Genomic DNA, 18,721 nt, shown 5'->3' on the forward strand with positions numbered 1-18,721 from the left:
AGTAAACTGGTTTGGGGGGCTCGATGCTGAAACAATTTATCCTATTCGCTGCTTTGTCTTTGTCCACCGTTGCGGTGGCGCAAGATAAGGCCGCGTTGGACTTTGGCGCACGCGAAGGTGTGCTGGATGTGTCGCTTTCCCCTGATGGAACGAAAATAGCCTATATCATTCCCGACAAAGGGCAGGGCAGCCGTTTGTACACGGTGGATATAGCCAATAGCGGGAAATCGTTTCCGGCGCTGTCTGTATCGGGAGATCCGGAACGGCTTTCCTATTGTGAATGGGTATCAAACGCGCGCCTTATCTGTCTGATTTCTATGGTACTCCGGGAGGCAAGTGAACCTGTCTCGGTTAGCCGTCTGGTTGCGGTAAATGCCGACGGGACAGAGTTGAAACTGGTGTCGATTCGTCAGGGTTATAACGCCGAACGCTTTTCCTATTTTGGCGGAAGCTTGATCGACCTGCTTCCGACTGATGATGGCGCCGTCCTGTTGGGCCGGGAATATGTCCCCGAAGGCCGCATTGGTTCGCTGATCACGAAATCAGCCGAAGGCTATGGAGTGGACCGCGTCGATACCAAAACATTGGCGACCGAATCGGTCGTCCGGCCAACACGTTTTGCGTCAGAATATATCAGCGATGGGACGGGAACGGTCCGCATCATGGGCGTCATGAAGACGGATGCCGGATATGACAGCGGTGTGCGGCGTTATGTTTATCGGCCAGTGGGTCAGACGGACTGGCAGCCGCTTGGCGAATATGACAGCACCTCGGATAACGGCTTTAACCCCTATGCGGTCGATCCGTCCGACAACGCGGTTTACGGTTTTGAAAAATTTGAAGGTCGCTTTGCGCTCTACAAGGTCAAACTCGACGAGACTCTCTCCAAAACCCTGATATTCAATCGTCCCGATGTTGACGTCGATAATCTGATTACGCTGGGCCGTAAAAAGCGTGTCATCGGTGTAAGCTTCGCCACGGAAAAGCGGCAGGCGGTGTATTTCGACCCAACCTTTGAGAAATTGGGATCATCCTTGTCTAAAGCCTTGCCAGATGCGGCACTGATCCACTTTGGCGGAATGAGCGCAGATGAGCAGAAATTGATCGTCTGGGCGGGCAGCGACACCAATCCCGGGCAATATTATCATTTCAACAAGGCGACCAAAACTGTCAGCCCCTTGTTTGCAAGCCGTCCCGAACTCGAAGGCTATAAGCTTGCGCCTGTGAAGGCGGTCAACATCAAGTCGGGTGATGGCACGCTTATCCCTGGCTATCTGACACTGCCCGTCGGCATAGAAGCCAAGGGATTGCCGGCCATCGTCATGCCCCATGGCGGACCGAGTTCCCGTGATGAATGGGGCTTTGACTAGCTCGCGCAATATTTTGCAAATCAGGGCTTTGCTGTTCTGCAACCCAATTACCGGGGATCGGCCGGTTATGGCGACGGCTGGTATCAGAAAAATGGTTTCCAATCGTGGAAGGCGGCCATTTCCGACGTCAACGACAGCGGCCGGTGGCTGGTGTCCGAAGGAATCGCCGCGCCGGACAAGCTTGCGATCGTAGGTTGGTCCTATGGTGGATATGCGGCGTTGCAATCAGCGGTGCTCGACCCACAACTGTTCAAGGCGATTGTCGCTGTTGCACCAGTGACGGACCTTGGACGACTCAAGGAAGAATTTCGCGGCTATATGAACGCTCGCGTTGCGCGTGATTTTATCGGTTCCGGGCCGCATATCACCGAAGGATCGCCCGCACGGAACGCTGATAAGATCAAAGCGCCGGTATTGCTCTTCCATGGTTCTCTCGACCGGAATGTCGGCGTATACCAGTCGCAATTCATGGCGGATCAGCTACGCGATGCTGGAAATTTTGCCGAGTTGGTGCTGTACAAAAATCTCGACCATTATCTTGAGGACAGTGCCGTTCGCGCCGATTTGCTTCAGAAAAGTTATAACTTTTTGAAAGGAAAGATGCAGATCAAATAAGGGCCGAACGGCAGCAGATAATCAGGATGCAGAAGGTGGCTACCTTGGCACCGGCCGACGGAAATTCGGCTTACGCCAAGGCGATTTGGGAATTTCGCCCGCTGCCTGCTCGAAGCCGTTGTGATAACCGAAATAGGATGCAATCAGCCGGTTCCGCGGTTCGGTTAAGGCAGGCGCTATGTGGCGAAAACGAGTTGCGGCTCTGATCCTGCCATTCCGGCCCAAACAAAAAAAGGCGGCCCCGAAGGACCGCCCATTTTGTTCGGATATAGAAAAATAATCAGCGCGAATAGAATTCGACGACCAGATTTGGTTCCATCTTCACTGGATAAGGCACTTCGTCGAGCGATGGGACGCGCGCGAAGGTTACCTTGTCATTGCCATCAACGGCGACATATTCAGGGATATCGCGCTCGGCAAGGCCCTGGGCTTCGATAACCAGGGCCATTTCCTTGGCTTTGTTACCGAGGCTGATGACGCTGCCGACATCAACCTGGCGGCTGGCGATGTTGCACTTCACGCCGTTGACGCGAACATGGCCGTGGCTAACGAGCTGACGCGCTGCGAAAATGGTGGGGGCGAACTTGGCGCGATAGACGATCATGTCCAGACGACGCTCGAGCAGACCAATCAGGTTCTGCGAAGTATCGCCCTTCATGCGGTTGGCTTCCTGATAAGCGCGCTTGAACTGCTTTTCAGTGATGTCGCCGTAATAACCCTTCAGCTTCTGCTTTGCGCGCAGCTGAACGCCATAATCGGAAAGCTTGCCTTTGCGACGCTGACCGTGCTGGCCCGGGCCATATTCACGCTTGTTGACAGGTGATTTGGGGCGACCCCAGATATTTTCACCCATCCGGCGGTCAAGTTTATACTTCGAGCTTGTACGCTTCGACATTATCGAATTCCTTCAATTGCTAACAACGATGTTCCCGGTACCGCGCGACACGTGCAAGACGGGCCGGACACCTGCTTCACCGGGGTGCAGGGTCAATTGCGAAGGCGGGCCTATGGCGGTAAAGTACCGGATTGTCAACATCGCGCTCGACTTTATTGCCGCAGCTTTCTAAGGCGCGGCCATGTCTGATATCTCCCGCATAATCTCGCCCGAAGATTGCAGTTCAATGCCGCAGGTTAGGGCGGGGGTGGATGCAATCGACCTTGCTCTGGTGGAACTATTGGCGCGTCGCTTCGCATATATGTCCGCCGCCGCACGGATCAAATCTGACCGCGCGGCTGTTCGGGACGAGGCACGAAAAGCGCAAGTGTTGCAGAACGTAAAAACAGCAGCGGCAAAAAATGCGATACCGGTCGAACTGATCGAGCAGCTTTGGGAACAATTGGTCGAAGCCTCGATAACTTACGAATTTCAGCATTGGGACAATATTCGGAAGTAACGCCGGGGGTGGCCCGGCGTTGTCCATATATGCGGATTACCGGCTTACGCTACCTTGTGCGCCTTTTTGGCCAAGCTCCATTACGGATTCGCCCTGTTCCCACTGTTCCTTTGTCTTGCATTCCCGCTTGCCAACTCGGCTACCGGTAAGGTCAACGGTCTTACAGATTTTTTTGACTTTGACAGGCTTTGGTTCTGGAGTTGCCGTCGTGTCAGTAGCGTCCGGCGAAGCGATCAAAAGAAGTAGCGCGAAAAACGGGGTCATAGGAGAAATCTCTTGTTGTTAACTCGGGTGCACGCGCAGTTACAGTAGCCATCTATCAGTTGCTAGTGTCATTCTTTCTCCACTCGTCGCTTTGCGAGTGCGGTAAACACACCTCGCAAAGTTCTGACTTCAAGTGCGTTCCATGCGGGTTTTGTCAGGAGATTTCGCAATGTGCGACGCGTAACCGGTGCCCTGTCAATGGGCCGGAAATACCCCAAAGGTTCCAGCATCGCGTCCAGTTGATCAATCAATCCATCCAGTTCAAACTGACTTGCCGGCGGGTCGAGCTCGGTTTTGGGCGGGCTGGCGAGTTTTTGTGTCTTGGACCATTCATACGCGCACAGGATTACGGCTTGCGCGAGGTTAAGGGAACCGAATTCCGGGTTGATCGGGACCGTTATGATAGACCGCGCAACCGTGACTTCATCGCTTTCCAGGCCCGATCTCTCCGCGCCGAACAGGATCGCGCTTAGACCGCCATGCTCCAAAATGTCGCGTGCGGCCGCCTCGGGTGTTATGACAGGCTTGGTTACCCCGCGCTTGCGGACGGTCGTTGCATAAATGTGTTGGATATCTGCGGTAGCTTCAGCAAGCGTGTCATAAACCCGGGCATTGGCCAGTACGATATCTGCGCCAGAAGCGGCGGGACCGGCGGATGGGTTGGGCCAGCCATCGCGCGGAGCCACCAGCCGCATCTCGGTCAGTCCAAAATTCAGCATGGCACGCGCGGCTTTGCCGATATTCTCGCCCAGTTGCGGGCGGACGAGGATGATAATGGGCGGCGCGCTCATTTCTTCGCCGCTTCAACCACGCTCCCGGCGAAATCCTCGAAATCTTTCGCTTCGCTAAAGTCCTTATACACGGATGCAAAACGGATGTAGGCGACACTATCCAATGCCTTAAGGCCATCCATCACGAATTCGCCGATCCGTTTGGATTCGATTTCACTTTCGCCCAATGTTTCAAGCTGGCGTTGAATACCCGACGCAAGCTTTTCGATTTGCATATTATCCACCGGGCGTTTGCGGCAGGCTACGGAAAGTGACCTTTCCAGTTTTTCCCGCTCGAATGGTTCTCGCTTTCCTTCGGTTTTGACGACTGTCAATTCACGCAGCTGTATCCGTTCAAAGGTCGTGAACCGTCCTCCGCAACCCTCGCACTGGCGACGGCGACGGATGGCGCTATTGTCCTCCGTCGGGCGGCTGTCCTTGACCTGGCTGTCGTCATGTCCGCAAAATGGGCAACGCATCTATTTCTGGTTTTCCTGATTTTTCTTTTTATTCACATGGCGGTAGGCGACAATCCCGGCACCGATAAGCGCACCTGTGGCAAGACCGATCGGCGCGATAACCGCTGCGGCTGCGCCGATGGCGGCACCGCCCGCAACTTTCTTGACCGTATCCTGATCGGCAAGATGCTTGCCGGTGTGAAATGCGTCCTTGGTCGCGCCCCACAATTCGTCCGCAGCTTCACCAACATAATGTTTGGCCTGGTTCGGAATGCTCTCCGCAGCCCGCTGTTCAGGTGTTTTTGAACCGCACTGAGGGCAGAATTTGGCTCCGTCCTGATATTCGCCGTCGCAATCGTTACAATATCCCATGGTCAATTTCCCTTCTGTGTATAGGGTCAGGGTTGCTTCAATGCACGTTCGAGGCGTCAAAATGGCGAAGATATCGGACCGAAATGCGCGCCGCCGATAGTCATTCTACCGGCAAGCGCATTTAGGTTCGAGATCAAAGCCATTTTGACGTCCGAAGGATTTGACCCATTTTGCCCATGGCTGCGTCAGAAAGCCTTGAGATATATTTATATCCCTGCGGCTTCCTTTCTTGCCCTGAGCAAAATGGCCTCAAACCTCGAACGTGCATTGAAGCAACCCTGACCCTAGATGGGTAAGTCACCTATATAGTTCAAGAGGGATAGATTGGGAAGCGCTTGCACATGGCTTCCGCTTCTTCTCTGATCCGCGCTTCGATCTGGCCGTCGCCGGCTTCACCATTGTGGCGTAAGCCTTCGACAACATCGGCGATCATCCGGCCAACTTGTCGAAATTCGGCTGGACCAAAACCGCGCGTTGTGCCGGCAGGTGTGCCCAATCGCAGGCCAGAGGTGATAAACGGCTTTTCTGGATCGAATGGAATCGAATTCTTGTTGCAGGTGATTGAAGCACGGTCGAGCGCATGTTCGGCATGTTTGCCCTTTGCCTGCTTGGGGCGAAGGTCGACAAGCATCGAATGGTTGTCAGTGCCTCCTGACACGATATCGAGCCCCTGTTCCTGCAAAGACGACGCCAATGCCTTGGCATTCTCGACGACACTCGCGGCATAGCTTTTGAATTCAGGCTTCATTGCGTCGGCAAAACATACGGCTTTCGCCGCGATTACGTGCACCAATGGACCACCTTGAAGGCCCGGGAAAATCGCCGAGTTGAACTTTTTGGCCAGCGCCTCGTTATTGGTCAAAATGATACCCGAACGCGGCCCGCGCAGCGACTTGTGGGTTGTGGACGTTGTAACATGCGCGTGTGGAACAGGGGAACTGTGCGCTCCGCCTGCAACCAGACCCGAGATGTGCGACATGTCGGCCATCAGATAAGCACCAACTTCGTCAGCAATCTCGCGGAAGCGAGCCCAATCCCAGCCGCGCGAATAAGCCGTACCGCCGCAGATGATCAGCTTTGGTTTGGTTTCTTTTGCGATCCGCTCAACTTCGTCCATATCGATCAAATGATTGTCCTGCCGCACACCATAAGCGACGGGATTGAACCATTTTCCAGACATGTTGACGGGCGAGCCATGCGTTAGGTGACCGCCTGAATTCAGATCCAGCCCCAAAAACGTATCGCCCGGATTCAACAGTGCGAGAAACACCGCCTGGTTCATCTGGCTACCGCTATTGGGCTGCACATTGGCAAAGCCGCAGCCGAACAGTTTCTTGGCGCGTTCGATGGCGATTGTCTCGATCTCGTCGACAAATTCGCATCCGCCATAATAGCGCTTGCCGGGATAGCCTTCCGCATATTTGTTGGTCAGGATCGAACCGGTGGCTTCAAGCACCGCCCGTGACGTAATGTTTTCCGATGCGATCAGCTCGATCTTGTCCTGCTGACGTTCCAATTCCTTGGCAATCCAGCCCGCAATTTCAGGATCACGCTCGCCGAGGGTTTGGGTGAAAAATCCGTTGTTCTGGATGTCATTTGCGGGATGGCTGCTCATGCTGATTCCTTCGCATTTTGCGGGTTGGATAATTTATCGACGCGGCGCTGGTGGCGGTCACCACCAAATTCCGTCGTAAGAAAGCGGTCGACGCAGGCTTTCGCCATTTCGATGCCGATCAGGCGTGCGCCCATGGCAATCACATTTGCGTCATTATGTTCGCGGGCGAGTTGGGCCGACAGTGGTTCGGATACGAGCGCAGCGCGTGCGGCGGGGTTGCGGTTGACGGCGATCGAAATACCGATGCCTGAACCACATAAGGCAATGCCGCGCTCGGCATCGCCATCGGCGATCGCAGCGGCAAGTTTATACCCATAATCGGGATAATCGACCGAGCTTTCGTCGTGCGGACCAAGGTCGATGATGTCATGGCCTTGTTGGCGCACATAGTCGACCAGCGCGGATTTCAGCGCGAGGGCGGCATGGTCGGAGGCAATGGCGATACGCATGGGCATATCCTTCGCGGGCGTGTGGACTCGTCAATGGCGCCCATCTAGGCGAGGGACAATAAAAACGCCATGCCGAATTTGCCCGATTGTGTAGCTTTTCCACGGGCTTTATGGGGGGATATGCTCAACGCCATACTCTCGCTCGCCATGATTACCGCCTTTTTGCTTCTTTTCGGGGCGTGGAGGCGTTGGCGGCGCGACGGTTTAAGCCAGCAAATGTGGCTTATGATCGCGGCTGCGTTAGTGATATTTGCCAATATCGCAATCTGGGTCGTGCCCGATGAAAAGGGCAACAGTCTGGTAACCGGCGAAGTGCAGTAATACTTAGTCCTCCAAACATCACTTGATGGGTGAGTTGGGGTCCAAACGGAAATCCAGATAATTGTTCACCGACGCCATCAGCATATCCATTTCATTTTCATAAAAATGGTTGGCGCGGGGAATTTCGTCATGGTGGATCGTGATGTGGCGTTGCGTCCGCAATTTATCGACCAGTTTCTGAACCGCATTAGGGCTTACGACTTCATCCTGCGCGCCTTGAATGATGATTCCCGAAGACGGGCAAGGGGCGAGGAAGCTGAAATCATACATGTTCGACGGCGGCGAGACCGAGATGAAGCCACGGATTTCGGGGCGACGCATCAGCAACTGCATGCCGATCCATGCGCCGAAGCTGAAACCGGCTATCCATGTCGTGGAGGCCTCGGGATGGAAGCTTTGCACCCAGTCGAGCGCAGATGCGGCGTCGGACAATTCGCCGATGCCATTGTCAAATTCGCCTTCGCTGCGGCCGACGCCGCGGAAGTTGAAGCGCAATACGGCAAAGCCGCGCGCTACAAAGGTCTTGTAAAGCGCCTGCGTGATGCGGTCGTTCATCGTGCCGCCTGCCTGCGGATGCGGGTGCAGGATCATCGCAACCGGTGCACGTGGACGTGGCGGGGGCGAGAAACGGGCTTCAAGACGGCCTTCGGGACCTGGAATAGCAATGGCAGGCATTTATTTTTTCGATTCTATTTTTAAGTGCCGCGCAGCAACCGATTGTTCGGGCTTTGCAGGAATTTGAAGCGGTATATAGAAGCAGTCACGATTTTCGCAACTGTCATGGAACAAATGACCCAGGATCCGCGCATATATCTCGACCACGCCGCCACGACGCCGCTGCTGCCAGCGGTGCGCGAAGCCATGGCCGACGCGATGGCGCGGTGGGCGAACCCGTCCTCCCCGCATAGCGAGGGCCGCGCGGCACGTGCGGCGCTGGAAGATGCGCGCGCACGGATTAAGTCGGCGCTGGGCTGGGATGGCGAACTGATCCTGACAAGCGGTGCCAGCGAAGCCATCGCACTTGCCCTGCGCGGGCAGGATGCCATCGCCAGCGCGGTCGAGCATGACGCGGTGCTCGCGGTCGCGGGGAAAGATCGCTTGCCCGTTGATGCGCGCGGGCTTGTCGATGTCGGCATGATTACAACCGCTAGCCGTTACGCCGTGCAATCGGTTAATAATGAAACGGGCGTAGTCCAGCCGCTAGCCGAAGTGGCCGCGGCAGTTCATGCGGTGGGCGGCACCCTGTTTGCCGATTGTTCGCAAAGCGCCGGTAAGCTGCCGCTGCCTGAGGCGGACCTGATTGCGATATCGGCGCACAAGCTGGGCGGACCGCCGGGTGTTGGCGCTTTGCTGACCCGTAATTTAGGGCTGTTGCAGCCGACCGGCGGGCAGGAGCAGGGCTATCGTCGGGGCACCGAAAATCTCCCCGCCGCGATTGGCTTGGCCGTTGCGTTGGAAGCTGGATTTGCATGGCTTGCCGAAGCAGCGCGCCTGCGGGCCGTTCTGGACGCGACGGTGCGCGATGCGGGCGGCATTGTGGTTGCCGACGCGAGCAATAGGCTTGCGACTATTGCCAGTTACCAGATGCCAGGCGCGGCGGCATCGAGCCAGTTGATCAACTTCGATATGGCAGGGATTGCCGTGTCTGCGGGCAGCGCCTGTTCGTCGGGCACGCTGAAAACCAGCCATGTGCTGGGCGCGATGGGCTGGGATGAAAAGGCGGCATCGCAAGTCATCCGGGTAAGCTTCGGCCCCGAAACCAATGCGGCACATATCGACCGCTTTATAGACGTATGGCGCGGCATCGCGGTGCGGACAAAGGCGGCATGATTTACCTCGATTATCAGGCAACAACGCCACTGGCCCCCGAAGCCTTTGCGGCGATGGAACCCTGGTTAAAAGACGGTTTCTGGAACCCGCACAGCGCCCATGCCGGTGGACGGAAGGCCGCCGCCGCCGTGGAAGTGGCGCGGGATCAGATTGCCGCCTTGCTGCCCAAAGGGGGCAGGGTGATTTTCACCAGCGGTGCGACTGAAGCGCTAAACCTCGCCATAAAAGGCTGCGGCTTGCCGGTTGCGGCGCTTTCCACCGAACATGCGGCGGTGCTGGATTGCGTGGCCTATCTGGGCGGGGCGGTTGTACCGGTCGGGTCAGACGGGCGCGCGGGGTTTGATGGTGCGGGGACGGGCCTGTTTGCGGTCATGCTCGTGAATAATGAAATCGGAACGATCCAGCCGGTCGCCGCGCTTGCCGAGCAATGCCATATGCAGGGCGGTCTGTTGCTGTGCGATGCGGTGCAGGCCTTTGGCCGGATGCCAATCCCCGACGGGCCGGATATGATTGCGGTGTCCGCGCACAAGATTCACGGACCCAAGGGCATCGGTGCCTTGTGGGTGCGCGACGGGATTGAACTTACACCCTTGATGCATGGCGGCGGGCAGGAGCAGGGGCTGCGTTCGGGCACTTTGTCGCCCGCCTTATGCGCAGGCTTCGGCGCAGCGGCGCAACTGGCCGCACAGCGGATGGAGCAGGATGCCGCGCATGTCGCGCTGTTATGGGACCACGCCATTGCGGCATTTTCGGACTGGACCGTGAACGGTTCGACAACCCACCGCTACAAAGGCAATCTCAACATCCGCCGTGACGGGTTGGATGTGGGCCGCCTGATGTCCGAATGCCGCGACATTGCCTTTTCCGCCGGATCGGCATGCGCCAGCGGTTCGGGCCGCCCGAGCCATGTGCTGTCCGCGCTCGGACTGTCCCAAACACAGGCAAAATCTTCGTTAAGGCTTGGTTTTGGGCGCTATACGACGCTTGCGGAAATTGATATTGCTGCCGAAGCAATCAATCGTGCAGCAGGGGCGATGTTATGATCAAGATAACCTTCATCAACGCCGAAGGCGACGCGCACGAGGTTGAGGCCGAAACGGGACTAGGTTTACTGGAAGTCGCACAAGCTGCCGGAATGCCGCTGGAAGGGACGTGCGAAGGGCAGATGGCCTGCTCTACCTGCCATGTGATCATCGACAAAGACTGGTTCGACAAATTGCCGCCCGCCGTCGAAGATGAAGAAGACATGCTCGACCTCGCCAGCGGCGCACGGCGCACCAGCCGCTTGTCCTGCCAGATCCTGTTGACCGAAGAACTCGATGGTCTGGTGGTCCGCATTCCGGCGGAGAGCCGGAATATGCAGGGCGTTTAACGCTCTTCACTTCCCATTCACGAAAGATCGCCTATATGGGTCCTTGCCGGGTTCGCCCGGCTATGGCGATAAATTGCGGTGTGTAATAGATGCAGCGGACCCGGGGGCGGTACCCGGCAGCTCCACCATATCTCCCGGTTTACCGGGCGTTTTGAAGGGGCTGAACTAGGATCGACGTGCGTTCAAAAGCATTGTTTTTGCCCGGCATGAATAAGCCGTGAAATGGTTCAAAACTCATAAGTGCAAACGATAACGAAGCACTTGCTCTCGCAGCGTAATTTTGGGCCTCACGGTCTGAAATTATCCTAAAAGAACGCGGCCGAACCGGCCGGGCAACAGAAAGGTTACAGCGGCCCCCCGGAGCCGAGCAACAGAATCCGGGGACTTTTCCTTTTCTGAAGCGCTTCCCCTCGATTGGCCCCTTTGGCGTCGGTTGGGGACAGTCCCTAAAGGGACAGTCCCCTAGGTCGGCATATGCGGAGACAGTCCCTAAAGGGACAGTCCCTAGGTCGGCATATGTGGGGACTGTCCTTTTAGGGACTGTCCCCAACCGGTCGTTCAATCGACCCCAAACGCCTTGTGCAATTCGACGGCTTCCAGCATTTTCGCTGCCGCGATGAATACAGCGGCGGTGCACAGCACGAAAAACACATGTCCGGTATTACCCGGATATTGGACCATATAGTCCTTACCCCGTTCAGCTGCGCCCAGACCGAGCGCATAGGTGATAAGGAAGACCTCCAATTTGGTCTTGATCGAGAACAGGCGCGAGATTTTTTTCATAGTTAAGATAATTAACAGCAATGCCTGTGCCAGTTCAGCATTTGCAGGCATTACAATGGTTAACGCGCACGCCGATTGTAAAGGAATTCGACGCTTAGCGCAGCTCCGCCAGACCGCATGCATCCAGCAACGCTTCGCGGGCCATGCGGACGTTGGAAACCAGCGCAGAATCGCCCAGCTGATCGGGCGCGATTGTCTCGGGCCAATGCGCCGCGATGACGTCCGAAATCCGGTCCAGTTTCGCCGCGTCCGCCATGAAGCGCGGATCGACCGTGGCGGGTTCACATGCGACGCGCAACCGCAGGCAGGCGGGTCCGCCGCCATTGGCCATCGACTGGCGCACATCGACGGGGATTAGCGTGCGGATCGGGCCGTTGCCCGCCACCATTTCGCTCAGCCAGCCCCAGACCCGCGTATTTTCCTGCGCCTCGCTGGGCAGGATCAGCGCCATGCCGCCATCGGGCATGGTCACAAGCTGCGCGTTGAACAAATAGCTCTGGATCGCATCGGCGAGCGATACGCGGTCGGCAGGGACAATCACAATCTCCGCCTCGGGCATCAGCCTTTTGATGTCGGCATAGGTTTCGTCCGGATATTCAAAGGCCTGTTCGTGGGTGAACAGAACGCGCTCATTGGCGACGGCAACGACGTCATTATGGAAAGCCCCTGCGGCGATGGCCGTTTCCGACTGCTGCACGAACAGCGTCTTTGCCGGGTCCAACAGGTGGGCGCGGGCGATGGCTTTGGACGATTCGACATGCTGCCGCGCCGGGAAGGGACCGCCAGCCTTGCCATAGACAAAAATCTCGATGCCCGCCTCTTTATGCGAAGGGCACAGCCGCATGAAATTGGCGGCACCTTCGTCGCCATAGGGCGGCGGGACGGGGCCATGTACCGTGAAATGCTGTGCATCGGCAAAGGCGAGGCGCAGCTGTGCGAGCGTGCCTGTCCATTCATGGCTGCGGTGCGCCATGGTGAGCAGGTTCGCCGCCGACAGATGGCATTTGCCGTCCAGCGTATCGGGCGCAGGCGACACCATCGCAGCATTGGCTGCCCACATGGCCGAGGCAGAGAAGGCAGCGGCGCGGATATGCGGCTCGGCGCTTTCCATATCGGTCGCAAGTCCCGACAGCCATGCAGTGTTGGGCCGATCGAGCGGCATGAAGAAACCCTGAGGCAGGCCCAAGCGCAGATTGGCGCGCATCTTTTCGACACCCTGCAACGCCGCAGCGCGTGGCTGTGAAACAGCTCCTGCGTTGTTGGCCGAAGCGATATTCCCCAGGCTTAGTCCTGCATAATTGTGGCTGGGCCCAATGATACCGTCAAAGTTGATTTCTGCGATTGCCATAAATTACCACCTTGGAACGCACGTGATTGCATCACCTACCGAAAGCTTTAATGTTTGCGCGCTTTCGGGATCGATTGCGACGCCATCATCATGATCGGCCACCCAGCCATAAGCGGCGACAAAATCATGAAGCCGACCGCAACTTACCAGCATTTTGTCGCCATTTTTATGTTCGCCCATTGCGTCGCTGATTTTCGAAACAACTACGTCCTTTGCTTCACGAACACTGCGTATCTGGTCGGTGCGTGCCGTCATTGTCGGGCCGCCGTCAAAAATATCGACGTAATTTTCCCAAGCAAAACCTTCATTTTCCAGCATACGCATGGCCGCGCGACCAGATGGATGCGGAATGCCGATCACCGACTTTGCATTGTCCGGCAACATTGCAATGTAAACCGGATGTTTCGGCATCAGGTCGGCGATGAACTGGTTGCCAAATTTGGCGTTGAATTCGTCCGCCTCCTGAAAGCTCATGCCGAAAAAGCGGCCTGCGACGCCATCCCAGAAAGGCGATCCGCCCGCTTCGTCAATGACGCCGCGCAGTTCGGCAATTGTCCGGTCGGCAAAGCGCGCCCGATGGTTGCGGATGAACAGATAGCGGCTGCGTGCGATTAACATCCCAAGACCACCGGCTCGTTCGCCGGGGTGCAGGAACAAGCCGCCCACTTCGGTTGTGCCCTCAAGATCGGTCGACAGGTTCAAAATATCGGCACGGAAAGTCCGGCCCAATTCTTCGCTATGCTGCGTCAATGCGCCGATGCGATAGCTGTAAAATGGCCATTTCTGACCGACAGTGCCGAAAATCTGGCAAGTGCCCCGGACTTCGCCGGTTTCGGTGTTTTGCAACACGAACACGTACAGGCTGTCGCTGACACTGTCTTCGATCTGGCTGAACCCGGCGACAGAACGCTCTAATTTGGCGGTTAAAGCCTTTCGGTCAGGCGGAAGGTTCGTGAAGCCGCCACCTGTGCGTTTCGCCATTTCGTAGATGGGTTGCAAATCGTCCATATTTGCCGGACGGATAATGAAAGTCATAAGGCTCCCTTTTTGGCGATACGCAATATGGTCAGGGCAGACAGGCGTGCCCGCTCGACCAGACTTTCGGTAATGAGAAATTCTTCGGCGCTATGAATAGCGCCACCGCGCACGCCCATGGTGTCGACCACCGGGATGCCACAGGCGGCGATATTATTGCCGTCACACACGCCGCCACTGGATTTCCACGCAATAGAAAGGCCAAGGTCGGCCCCGCATTGTTTGACCAGATCGAACAGCTTGGCGGCCCCTGCGTCAATGGGCTTGGGCGGACGGCCGAAGCTGCCGTGCAGATGGGCGCTGACGTCATGCTCCTGCTCGATATCGGCAATTAACGTGCGCAGTGCGAGATCGGTTTCCTCGACAATTTGCGGTGTCATGGGCCGGAAATTGACGCGCAATATGGCGTGGTCGGGCACGACATTATTGGGGCTGCCCCCTTCGATCCGTGCCGGATTGACGTTGAGGCCGGGGCGGGTGAGCGCCTTCAACCGTAAGGCGAGGTCGGCAGCGGCGAGCAGCGCATTGCGGCCATCTTGCGGATTGCGTCCGGCATGCGCGCTTTTTCCGGTAAAGATGATCGAGAAATTCCCGCTGCCCCCGCGTTCACCCGCCAAAGTCCCATCTGGCAAGGCCGGTTCATAGGTCAACGCCGCCGTCTTCCCTTTGGCCAGCGCGGTGATCAGCGTTGCGGACGAGGGCGATCCGACTTCCTCATCGCTGTTGATCATCACCTGATAGCCGACATTTGCAAATTCAGGGGCTGTCTCGGCGGCGGCGATGGCGGCCAGCATGACGGCAATGCCGCCCTTCATGTCGGCGACGCCGGGGCCATTCAGCACGCCATTCTCCAGCCAGCGCTGGTCCTGAAAGCTGTGGTCGGCGGGGAACACGGTGTCCATATGCCCTGTAAAGAGCAACTGCACCGCCGCATCGGGCCGGACCGTCACGACGAGATGGCGGCCATGCTCCATGATTTCGATGACCCCGTCGGAACGCACTTTTTCGACAGGGGCCGGTTCGCGCAATTCGATGTTTCCGGGAAGTATGGCAAAGGCATCGGCCAGCATATCGGCGGTCGCTTTCAACCCCGCGAGGTTGCCCGATCCGCTATTTATCGCGGCCCAAAGCTGAACCTGCGCGAGCATGGGATCGTGGGTGATCCTTTCAAGCGCGGTGTGTTCTGATGGTCGCAGATGTTGCATCCTTCGCCTTTAGCCGCCCGCAATGCGAAGCGCCACCCCTAGCGAAATGTTGAATTGAACCGGAGGCTGAATGACAAATAGCCGGTCAATTCAACAACACACCCGTCACCCTGAACTCGTTTCAGGGTCCATCGTGCAGCGGCATCCTTTGGTCGAGACATAACCCACCCGTGCGTGACCATTTGGCTTGCCACGACAAGGCGGGGAAGAACTGACAAATGGACCCTGAAACAAGTTCAGGGTGACGGATTATGAGCCTTGGACGCTGGTGTTACCCCAAATGCCGCGCCAGTTCGCACCATTCGGGGATCGTCACCGTTTCCGGCCGCCGGTCCGCCGCGATCCCGGCTTTCTCCAGCGCATCCAATGCGCGGGGCACAGCCTTCAGGCTTTGCCGCAGCATTTTACGCCGTTGCCCGAATGCGGCTGCAGTCAGCTTTTCCAGCACGGTCATTTTGACCCCGTCGGGCGCTTCGCCGGGGGTGATGTGCACGACGGCCGACATGACTTTTGGCGGGGGCGTAAAGGCGGAGCGGTGGACGGGCATCGCGATCTTTGCGTGCGAACGCCACTGCGCCAATATGGCCAGCCGCCCATAAGCATCGCTTGCCGCAGGTGCCACAATCCTGTCAGCGACTTCGCGCTGGAACATCAGGGTCAGCGATTGCCATTCGGGCGGCCATGTGTCGCCGCCAAGCCAGCCCACAGCAAGCGCGGTGCCCACATTATAAGGCAGGTTGGACAGGATATGGAACGGTCCGCCTATTTCCTTGGCCGGATCAATTTTCAGGGCGTCGCCCTCGATCACCCTCAACTGTCCGGGAAACGCCTCCGCCAATTCGGCGAGCGCGGGTAGGCAGCGATGGTCGCGTTCGACCGCCAGCACATTGGCGCCGGCGCGCAGCAATGCGCGGGTCAGGCCACCGGGGCCGGGGCCGACTTCATAGACATTCTGTCCCTTGAGCGATCCGGGGATGGCGGCAATGCGGTCGAGCAATTGTTCGTCGAACAGGAAATTCTGGCCTAATGCCTTGCTCGCGGAAAGCCCATGACGGGCAATAACGTCCCGAAGCGGAGGCAAGGATGGTTGAGTCATCCCGCGTCGACGGCTTGGCGATTCAACGCCGCCATTTCTGCCATTTTGATGGCTGCGATCATGGAATTGGGCATAGCGATATTTTGCCCGGCAATGCCAAAAGCGGTTCCATGATCGGGCGATGTGCGTACCACCGGAAGACCAAGTGTTATGTTGACGGCATCATGGAAATAGAGCGTTTTGAGAGGAATTAACGCCTGGTCGTGGTAAGCACACAACGCAGCATCATAATGCGATCGTGCCTCGGCATGGAACATCGTATCGGCGGACAAGGGACCCACAACATCAAAGCCTTCGCCGCGAATTTGTGCGATTGCAGGCCCAAATATGTCGATTTCTTCGCGCCCCATATTGCCCGATTCGCCCGCATGGGGGTTGAACCCTGCGACTGCCAAACGCGGCTTTTCGATGCCAAAATTGCGCTGCAGCCCCTTGGCCGTGGCGCGCAGCCGTTGGCGGATCAGTCGCCCGTCCAGCTTGGAGGCGACCGATGCGAGCGGGATATGGGTTGTCATGGGCACTACGCGCAGGTCAGGTCCGGCGAGCATCATGACGGCGTTATTCTTGGACACGCCGCAGCGTTCGGCGATAAATTCGGTCTGTCCGGGATGGGTGAAACCGACGGCGTAAAGCTGGGTCTTGGAAACCGGTCCAGTGACCAGTGCGGCGGCGCTTCCCGCACGGGCAAAGCCGATGGCTATTTCCAGCGCCTGATAGGCGCAATGCGCGCCATCCAGATCGGGTTGCCCTGGTATGACCGAGATACAATTGTGCAATTGGATGACCGGCAACGCGGTATCAAAGTGCGCGAAACTATCTGCGGGATCGTCGATTTTTATAACCGGGCCATCCCAATGCGGTGCAAAACTTCCAATATCGCCAATCGCGAAAAATGGCGGAAGTCCTGCGCTTTTTCGGGCGGCCCATGCTTTGCCGATTATTTCCGGTCCGATGCCTGCTGGGTCGCCGACCGAAATTGCCAAGGGCAAGTCAAGTCTGGCGCTGGACATCAATTATATTCGATAACGGCATCACGGCGAAGGTCGCGCAGATAGATGCGCGCCCGTTTGTTGACCCGTTCTTCCTCAAGCCGCGACATGATTTCGTCAAAGGATTCCGAAGCCGCTTCTTGCGGAGCATCGCGTCCGCACATGACGAACACGCGCACACCATCTTCGAGCGAGCCATAAGGCGGGGTTGATTGCCCGATCTGCAATTCCAGCATGACCTGCTGGAGGGGGGCGGGAAGGTCACGGACTTTAATACCATCGCGATTGACGACATCAGCGCCCAATTTTCGTGCCATTTCATCAGCGGCACCGCAGCCGGAAATATTCCGCGTCTCTTCGCTGAATTGCTTTACCAAAGGCGCCACTTCGGCTTCTTTTGTTCCGGCCGGAAAGTTGATGGCGATTTGTTTGAGGCTCAGCACAGAATCGCGCGGGTCGGATGTCGCAACCTGGCGTTTGTCGATCAGCAGTAAAATCGAAATCCCGCCGGGTGATACCACCGCCCGAATTTCGTTCGTCCCCAATTCCGTTGCGGCAGAAGCAAGTGAAGCAGGCAACTGCGCGAGTGACAGCCAGCCCAAATCACCCCCAACCGACGCTGTCGATGCTTCTGAAAACTGCCGGGCGTAGGCGACGAAATTGCCGCCCTGCCGCAGTTGATCGATGATCTTTTTTGCGTTCTCTGTAACGGCGTCCATTGTCTCGGGCGTGGCCGAAAGATAGATTTCGCCCAACCGATATTCGGTTGTGCCTTTGGTTGATTTGATCCGTTCGATGATTGCGTTTACCTCATCATCGCTGACGTTGGCCGAAGGCCGCACATTGCGTGATAGCAAGCGGCTCCACGACAATTCGCCCTTTATCTGGCGCTTCAATGTGGCGACCGATGATCCGATGGAAATCAGATATTGTTCGACTTCATTCGCGGGGCGACTGAAATTCTGTTGCGCTACGCGGCTGAAATATTGGTTTACCTCGCCTTCGGTGACTTCGATTTCGTTCGCAGCCGCTTCTTGTATTTGGAGAGTTTCGTCGATCAGATTCGTCAAAATTTGCGCGCGAAAACGGGCGACTTCTTCGGGTGGCAACTGGTTATTGTTTGCCGCGACGATCAACGCCAGACGGTGGTCTATATCCGTCCCTGTGATGATTTCGCCATTCACCTGAGCCGTCGCACGGCGCACGTTGGGATCGTTTTTGCCGAACAATGTCTGGCCATCAGGAATGTCGAGCCGAGCTTCGGGTGCGCTTTCGTCAGCAACGGTTTGCGCTATCGTTGGTGTCAATGCCGAAGCGGACACAAGCAAGGCAACAACGGAAAGGCGCTTGGAAAACTTCATTGATGTCAATCCAGTACTAAATCAAAACAAGATTGGGAAATAGCCAGAACCTGCTGAACCGCAGATGAGCAAAA

At 56.9% G+C, this 18,721-nt stretch carries 21 protein-coding genes, 1 other RNA gene and 1 pseudogene; 9 read left to right on the plus strand and 14 right to left on the minus strand.

The window, feature by feature from the left end; genetic code table 11:
• Positions 1 to 23: 23 nt before the first annotated feature.
• Together ACKVOS_RS09010 and ACKVOS_RS09015 are read left to right on the plus strand one after the other, a co-directional pair.
• Positions 24 to 1,370: an alpha/beta hydrolase family protein gene (locus tag ACKVOS_RS09010; protein WP_409211676.1), complete on the plus strand. Its 1,347-nt coding sequence runs from the start codon at positions 24 to 26 to the stop codon at positions 1,368 to 1,370.
• 12 nt (positions 1,371 to 1,382) lie between these two features.
• Positions 1,383 to 1,985: pseudogene (locus tag ACKVOS_RS09015) on the plus strand (alpha/beta hydrolase family protein); the annotation flags it as partial.
• A 280-nt stretch (positions 1,986 to 2,265) separates the two neighbouring features.
• Here the strand turns inward: ACKVOS_RS09015 and rpsD are convergent.
• Positions 2,266 to 2,880 (minus strand): 30S ribosomal protein S4, encoded by a 615-nt coding sequence (rpsD, locus tag ACKVOS_RS09020; RefSeq protein WP_409211677.1) that lies wholly within the window; start codon positions 2,878 to 2,880, stop codon positions 2,266 to 2,268.
• Between the two features lie 28 nt (positions 2,881 to 2,908).
• Between rpsD and ACKVOS_RS09025 the strand changes: the two genes are divergently transcribed.
• Positions 2,909 to 3,052, plus strand: coding sequence for a hypothetical protein (locus ACKVOS_RS09025; RefSeq protein WP_409211678.1), 144 nt, complete (start codon positions 2,909 to 2,911; stop codon positions 3,050 to 3,052).
• 9 nt (positions 3,053 to 3,061) lie between these two features.
• Complete coding sequence (locus tag ACKVOS_RS09030) at positions 3,062 to 3,379, plus strand: chorismate mutase (protein WP_409211679.1); 318 nt, start codon at positions 3,062 to 3,064, stop codon at positions 3,377 to 3,379.
• A gap of 332 nt (positions 3,380 to 3,711) precedes the next feature.
• On the opposite strand, the gene ACKVOS_RS09035 is transcribed toward ACKVOS_RS09030, so the two are convergent.
• The 5 genes from ACKVOS_RS09035 to rpiB all read right to left on the minus strand — a co-directional run bounded on the left by ACKVOS_RS09035 (position 3,712) and on the right by rpiB (position 7,307).
• Positions 3,712 to 4,434: an RNA methyltransferase gene (locus ACKVOS_RS09035; RefSeq protein WP_409211680.1), complete on the minus strand. Its 723-nt coding sequence runs from the start codon at positions 4,432 to 4,434 to the stop codon at positions 3,712 to 3,714.
• Positions 4,431 to 4,892 (minus strand): transcriptional regulator NrdR, encoded by a 462-nt coding sequence (nrdR, locus tag ACKVOS_RS09040; RefSeq protein WP_409211681.1) that lies wholly within the window; start codon positions 4,890 to 4,892, stop codon positions 4,431 to 4,433. Before nrdR ends, ACKVOS_RS09035 begins: the two co-directional genes overlap by 4 nt.
• Complete coding sequence (locus ACKVOS_RS09045; protein WP_409211682.1) at positions 4,893 to 5,243, minus strand: hypothetical protein; 351 nt, start codon at positions 5,241 to 5,243, stop codon at positions 4,893 to 4,895.
• Between the two features lie 310 nt (positions 5,244 to 5,553).
• A complete protein-coding gene (gene glyA / locus ACKVOS_RS09050) occupies positions 5,554 to 6,858 on the minus strand; it encodes a serine hydroxymethyltransferase (RefSeq protein ID WP_409211683.1) in 1,305 nt (434 codons plus the stop codon).
• Positions 6,855 to 7,307 (minus strand): ribose 5-phosphate isomerase B, encoded by a 453-nt coding sequence (rpiB, locus tag ACKVOS_RS09055; RefSeq protein ID WP_409211684.1) that lies wholly within the window; start codon positions 7,305 to 7,307, stop codon positions 6,855 to 6,857. The genes glyA and rpiB overlap by 4 nt, the downstream gene beginning before the upstream one ends.
• 69 nt (positions 7,308 to 7,376) lie before the next feature.
• On the opposite strand from rpiB, the gene ACKVOS_RS09060 reads away from it, so the two are divergent.
• Positions 7,377 to 7,628, plus strand: a complete 252-nt coding sequence (locus ACKVOS_RS09060) for a hypothetical protein (protein ID WP_409211685.1) — start codon at positions 7,377 to 7,379, stop codon at positions 7,626 to 7,628.
• Positions 7,629 to 7,646: 18 nt separating this feature from the next.
• On the opposite strand, the gene ACKVOS_RS09065 is transcribed toward ACKVOS_RS09060, so the two are convergent.
• Positions 7,647 to 8,303 carry an alpha/beta hydrolase gene (locus ACKVOS_RS09065; RefSeq protein WP_409211686.1) on the minus strand — a complete coding sequence of 219 codons (657 nt, stop codon included), beginning with the start codon at positions 8,301 to 8,303 and terminating at the stop codon, positions 7,647 to 7,649.
• A 114-nt stretch (positions 8,304 to 8,417) separates the two neighbouring features.
• Here ACKVOS_RS09065 and ACKVOS_RS09070 point away from each other — a divergent pair, with 114 nt between their 5' ends.
• The 4 genes from ACKVOS_RS09070 to ssrA all read left to right on the plus strand — a co-directional run bounded on the left by ACKVOS_RS09070 (position 8,418) and on the right by ssrA (position 11,181).
• Positions 8,418 to 9,458 (plus strand): cysteine desulfurase family protein, encoded by a 1,041-nt coding sequence (locus ACKVOS_RS09070; RefSeq protein WP_409211687.1) that lies wholly within the window; start codon positions 8,418 to 8,420, stop codon positions 9,456 to 9,458.
• Positions 9,422 to 10,501: a cysteine desulfurase family protein gene (locus ACKVOS_RS09075; RefSeq protein ID WP_409211688.1), complete on the plus strand. Its 1,080-nt coding sequence runs from the start codon at positions 9,422 to 9,424 to the stop codon at positions 10,499 to 10,501. Before ACKVOS_RS09070 ends, ACKVOS_RS09075 begins: the two co-directional genes overlap by 37 nt.
• Entirely contained in the window at positions 10,498 to 10,830 is a 333-nt protein-coding gene (locus ACKVOS_RS09080; RefSeq protein WP_409211689.1) for a 2Fe-2S iron-sulfur cluster-binding protein, read from the plus strand. Before ACKVOS_RS09075 ends, ACKVOS_RS09080 begins: the two co-directional genes overlap by 4 nt.
• Before the next feature lie 6 nt (positions 10,831 to 10,836).
• Positions 10,837 to 11,181, plus strand: a transfer-messenger RNA (tmRNA) gene (gene ssrA, locus ACKVOS_RS09085).
• Positions 11,182 to 11,388: 207 nt separating this feature from the next.
• Here ssrA and ACKVOS_RS09090 read toward each other — a convergent pair.
• From ACKVOS_RS09090 to ACKVOS_RS09120, 7 genes are all read right to left on the minus strand, one after another.
• The gene (locus ACKVOS_RS09090; protein WP_409211690.1) at positions 11,389 to 11,613 is read right to left on the minus strand and encodes a hypothetical protein; all 225 of its coding nucleotides are present in this window, start codon (positions 11,611 to 11,613) and stop codon (positions 11,389 to 11,391) included.
• 94 nt (positions 11,614 to 11,707) lie between these two features.
• Positions 11,708 to 12,961: an N-succinylarginine dihydrolase gene (locus ACKVOS_RS09095; RefSeq protein WP_409211691.1), complete on the minus strand. Its 1,254-nt coding sequence runs from the start codon at positions 12,959 to 12,961 to the stop codon at positions 11,708 to 11,710.
• A 3-nt stretch (positions 12,962 to 12,964) separates the two neighbouring features.
• Positions 12,965 to 13,996, minus strand: a complete 1,032-nt coding sequence (locus tag ACKVOS_RS09100; protein ID WP_409211692.1) for an arginine N-succinyltransferase — start codon at positions 13,994 to 13,996, stop codon at positions 12,965 to 12,967.
• Complete coding sequence (locus tag ACKVOS_RS09105) at positions 13,993 to 15,201, minus strand: hydrolase (protein ID WP_409211693.1); 1,209 nt, start codon at positions 15,199 to 15,201, stop codon at positions 13,993 to 13,995. Before ACKVOS_RS09105 ends, ACKVOS_RS09100 begins: the two co-directional genes overlap by 4 nt.
• 271 nt (positions 15,202 to 15,472) lie before the next feature.
• Positions 15,473 to 16,297, minus strand: coding sequence for a 16S rRNA (adenine(1518)-N(6)/adenine(1519)-N(6))-dimethyltransferase RsmA (gene rsmA, locus ACKVOS_RS09110; RefSeq protein ID WP_409211694.1), 825 nt, complete (start codon positions 16,295 to 16,297; stop codon positions 15,473 to 15,475).
• Positions 16,294 to 17,307: a 4-hydroxythreonine-4-phosphate dehydrogenase PdxA gene (pdxA, locus tag ACKVOS_RS09115; RefSeq protein WP_409211695.1), complete on the minus strand. Its 1,014-nt coding sequence runs from the start codon at positions 17,305 to 17,307 to the stop codon at positions 16,294 to 16,296. Before pdxA ends, rsmA begins: the two co-directional genes overlap by 4 nt.
• Entirely contained in the window at positions 17,307 to 18,647 is a 1,341-nt protein-coding gene (locus ACKVOS_RS09120) for a peptidylprolyl isomerase (protein ID WP_409211696.1), read from the minus strand. Before ACKVOS_RS09120 ends, pdxA begins: the two co-directional genes overlap by 1 nt.
• Positions 18,648 to 18,721: the final 74 nt, after the last annotated feature.

The sequence above is a fragment of the Sphingorhabdus sp. genome (assembly GCF_046154385.1).
Lineage (GTDB): Bacteria > Pseudomonadota > Alphaproteobacteria > Sphingomonadales > Sphingomonadaceae > Sphingorhabdus_B.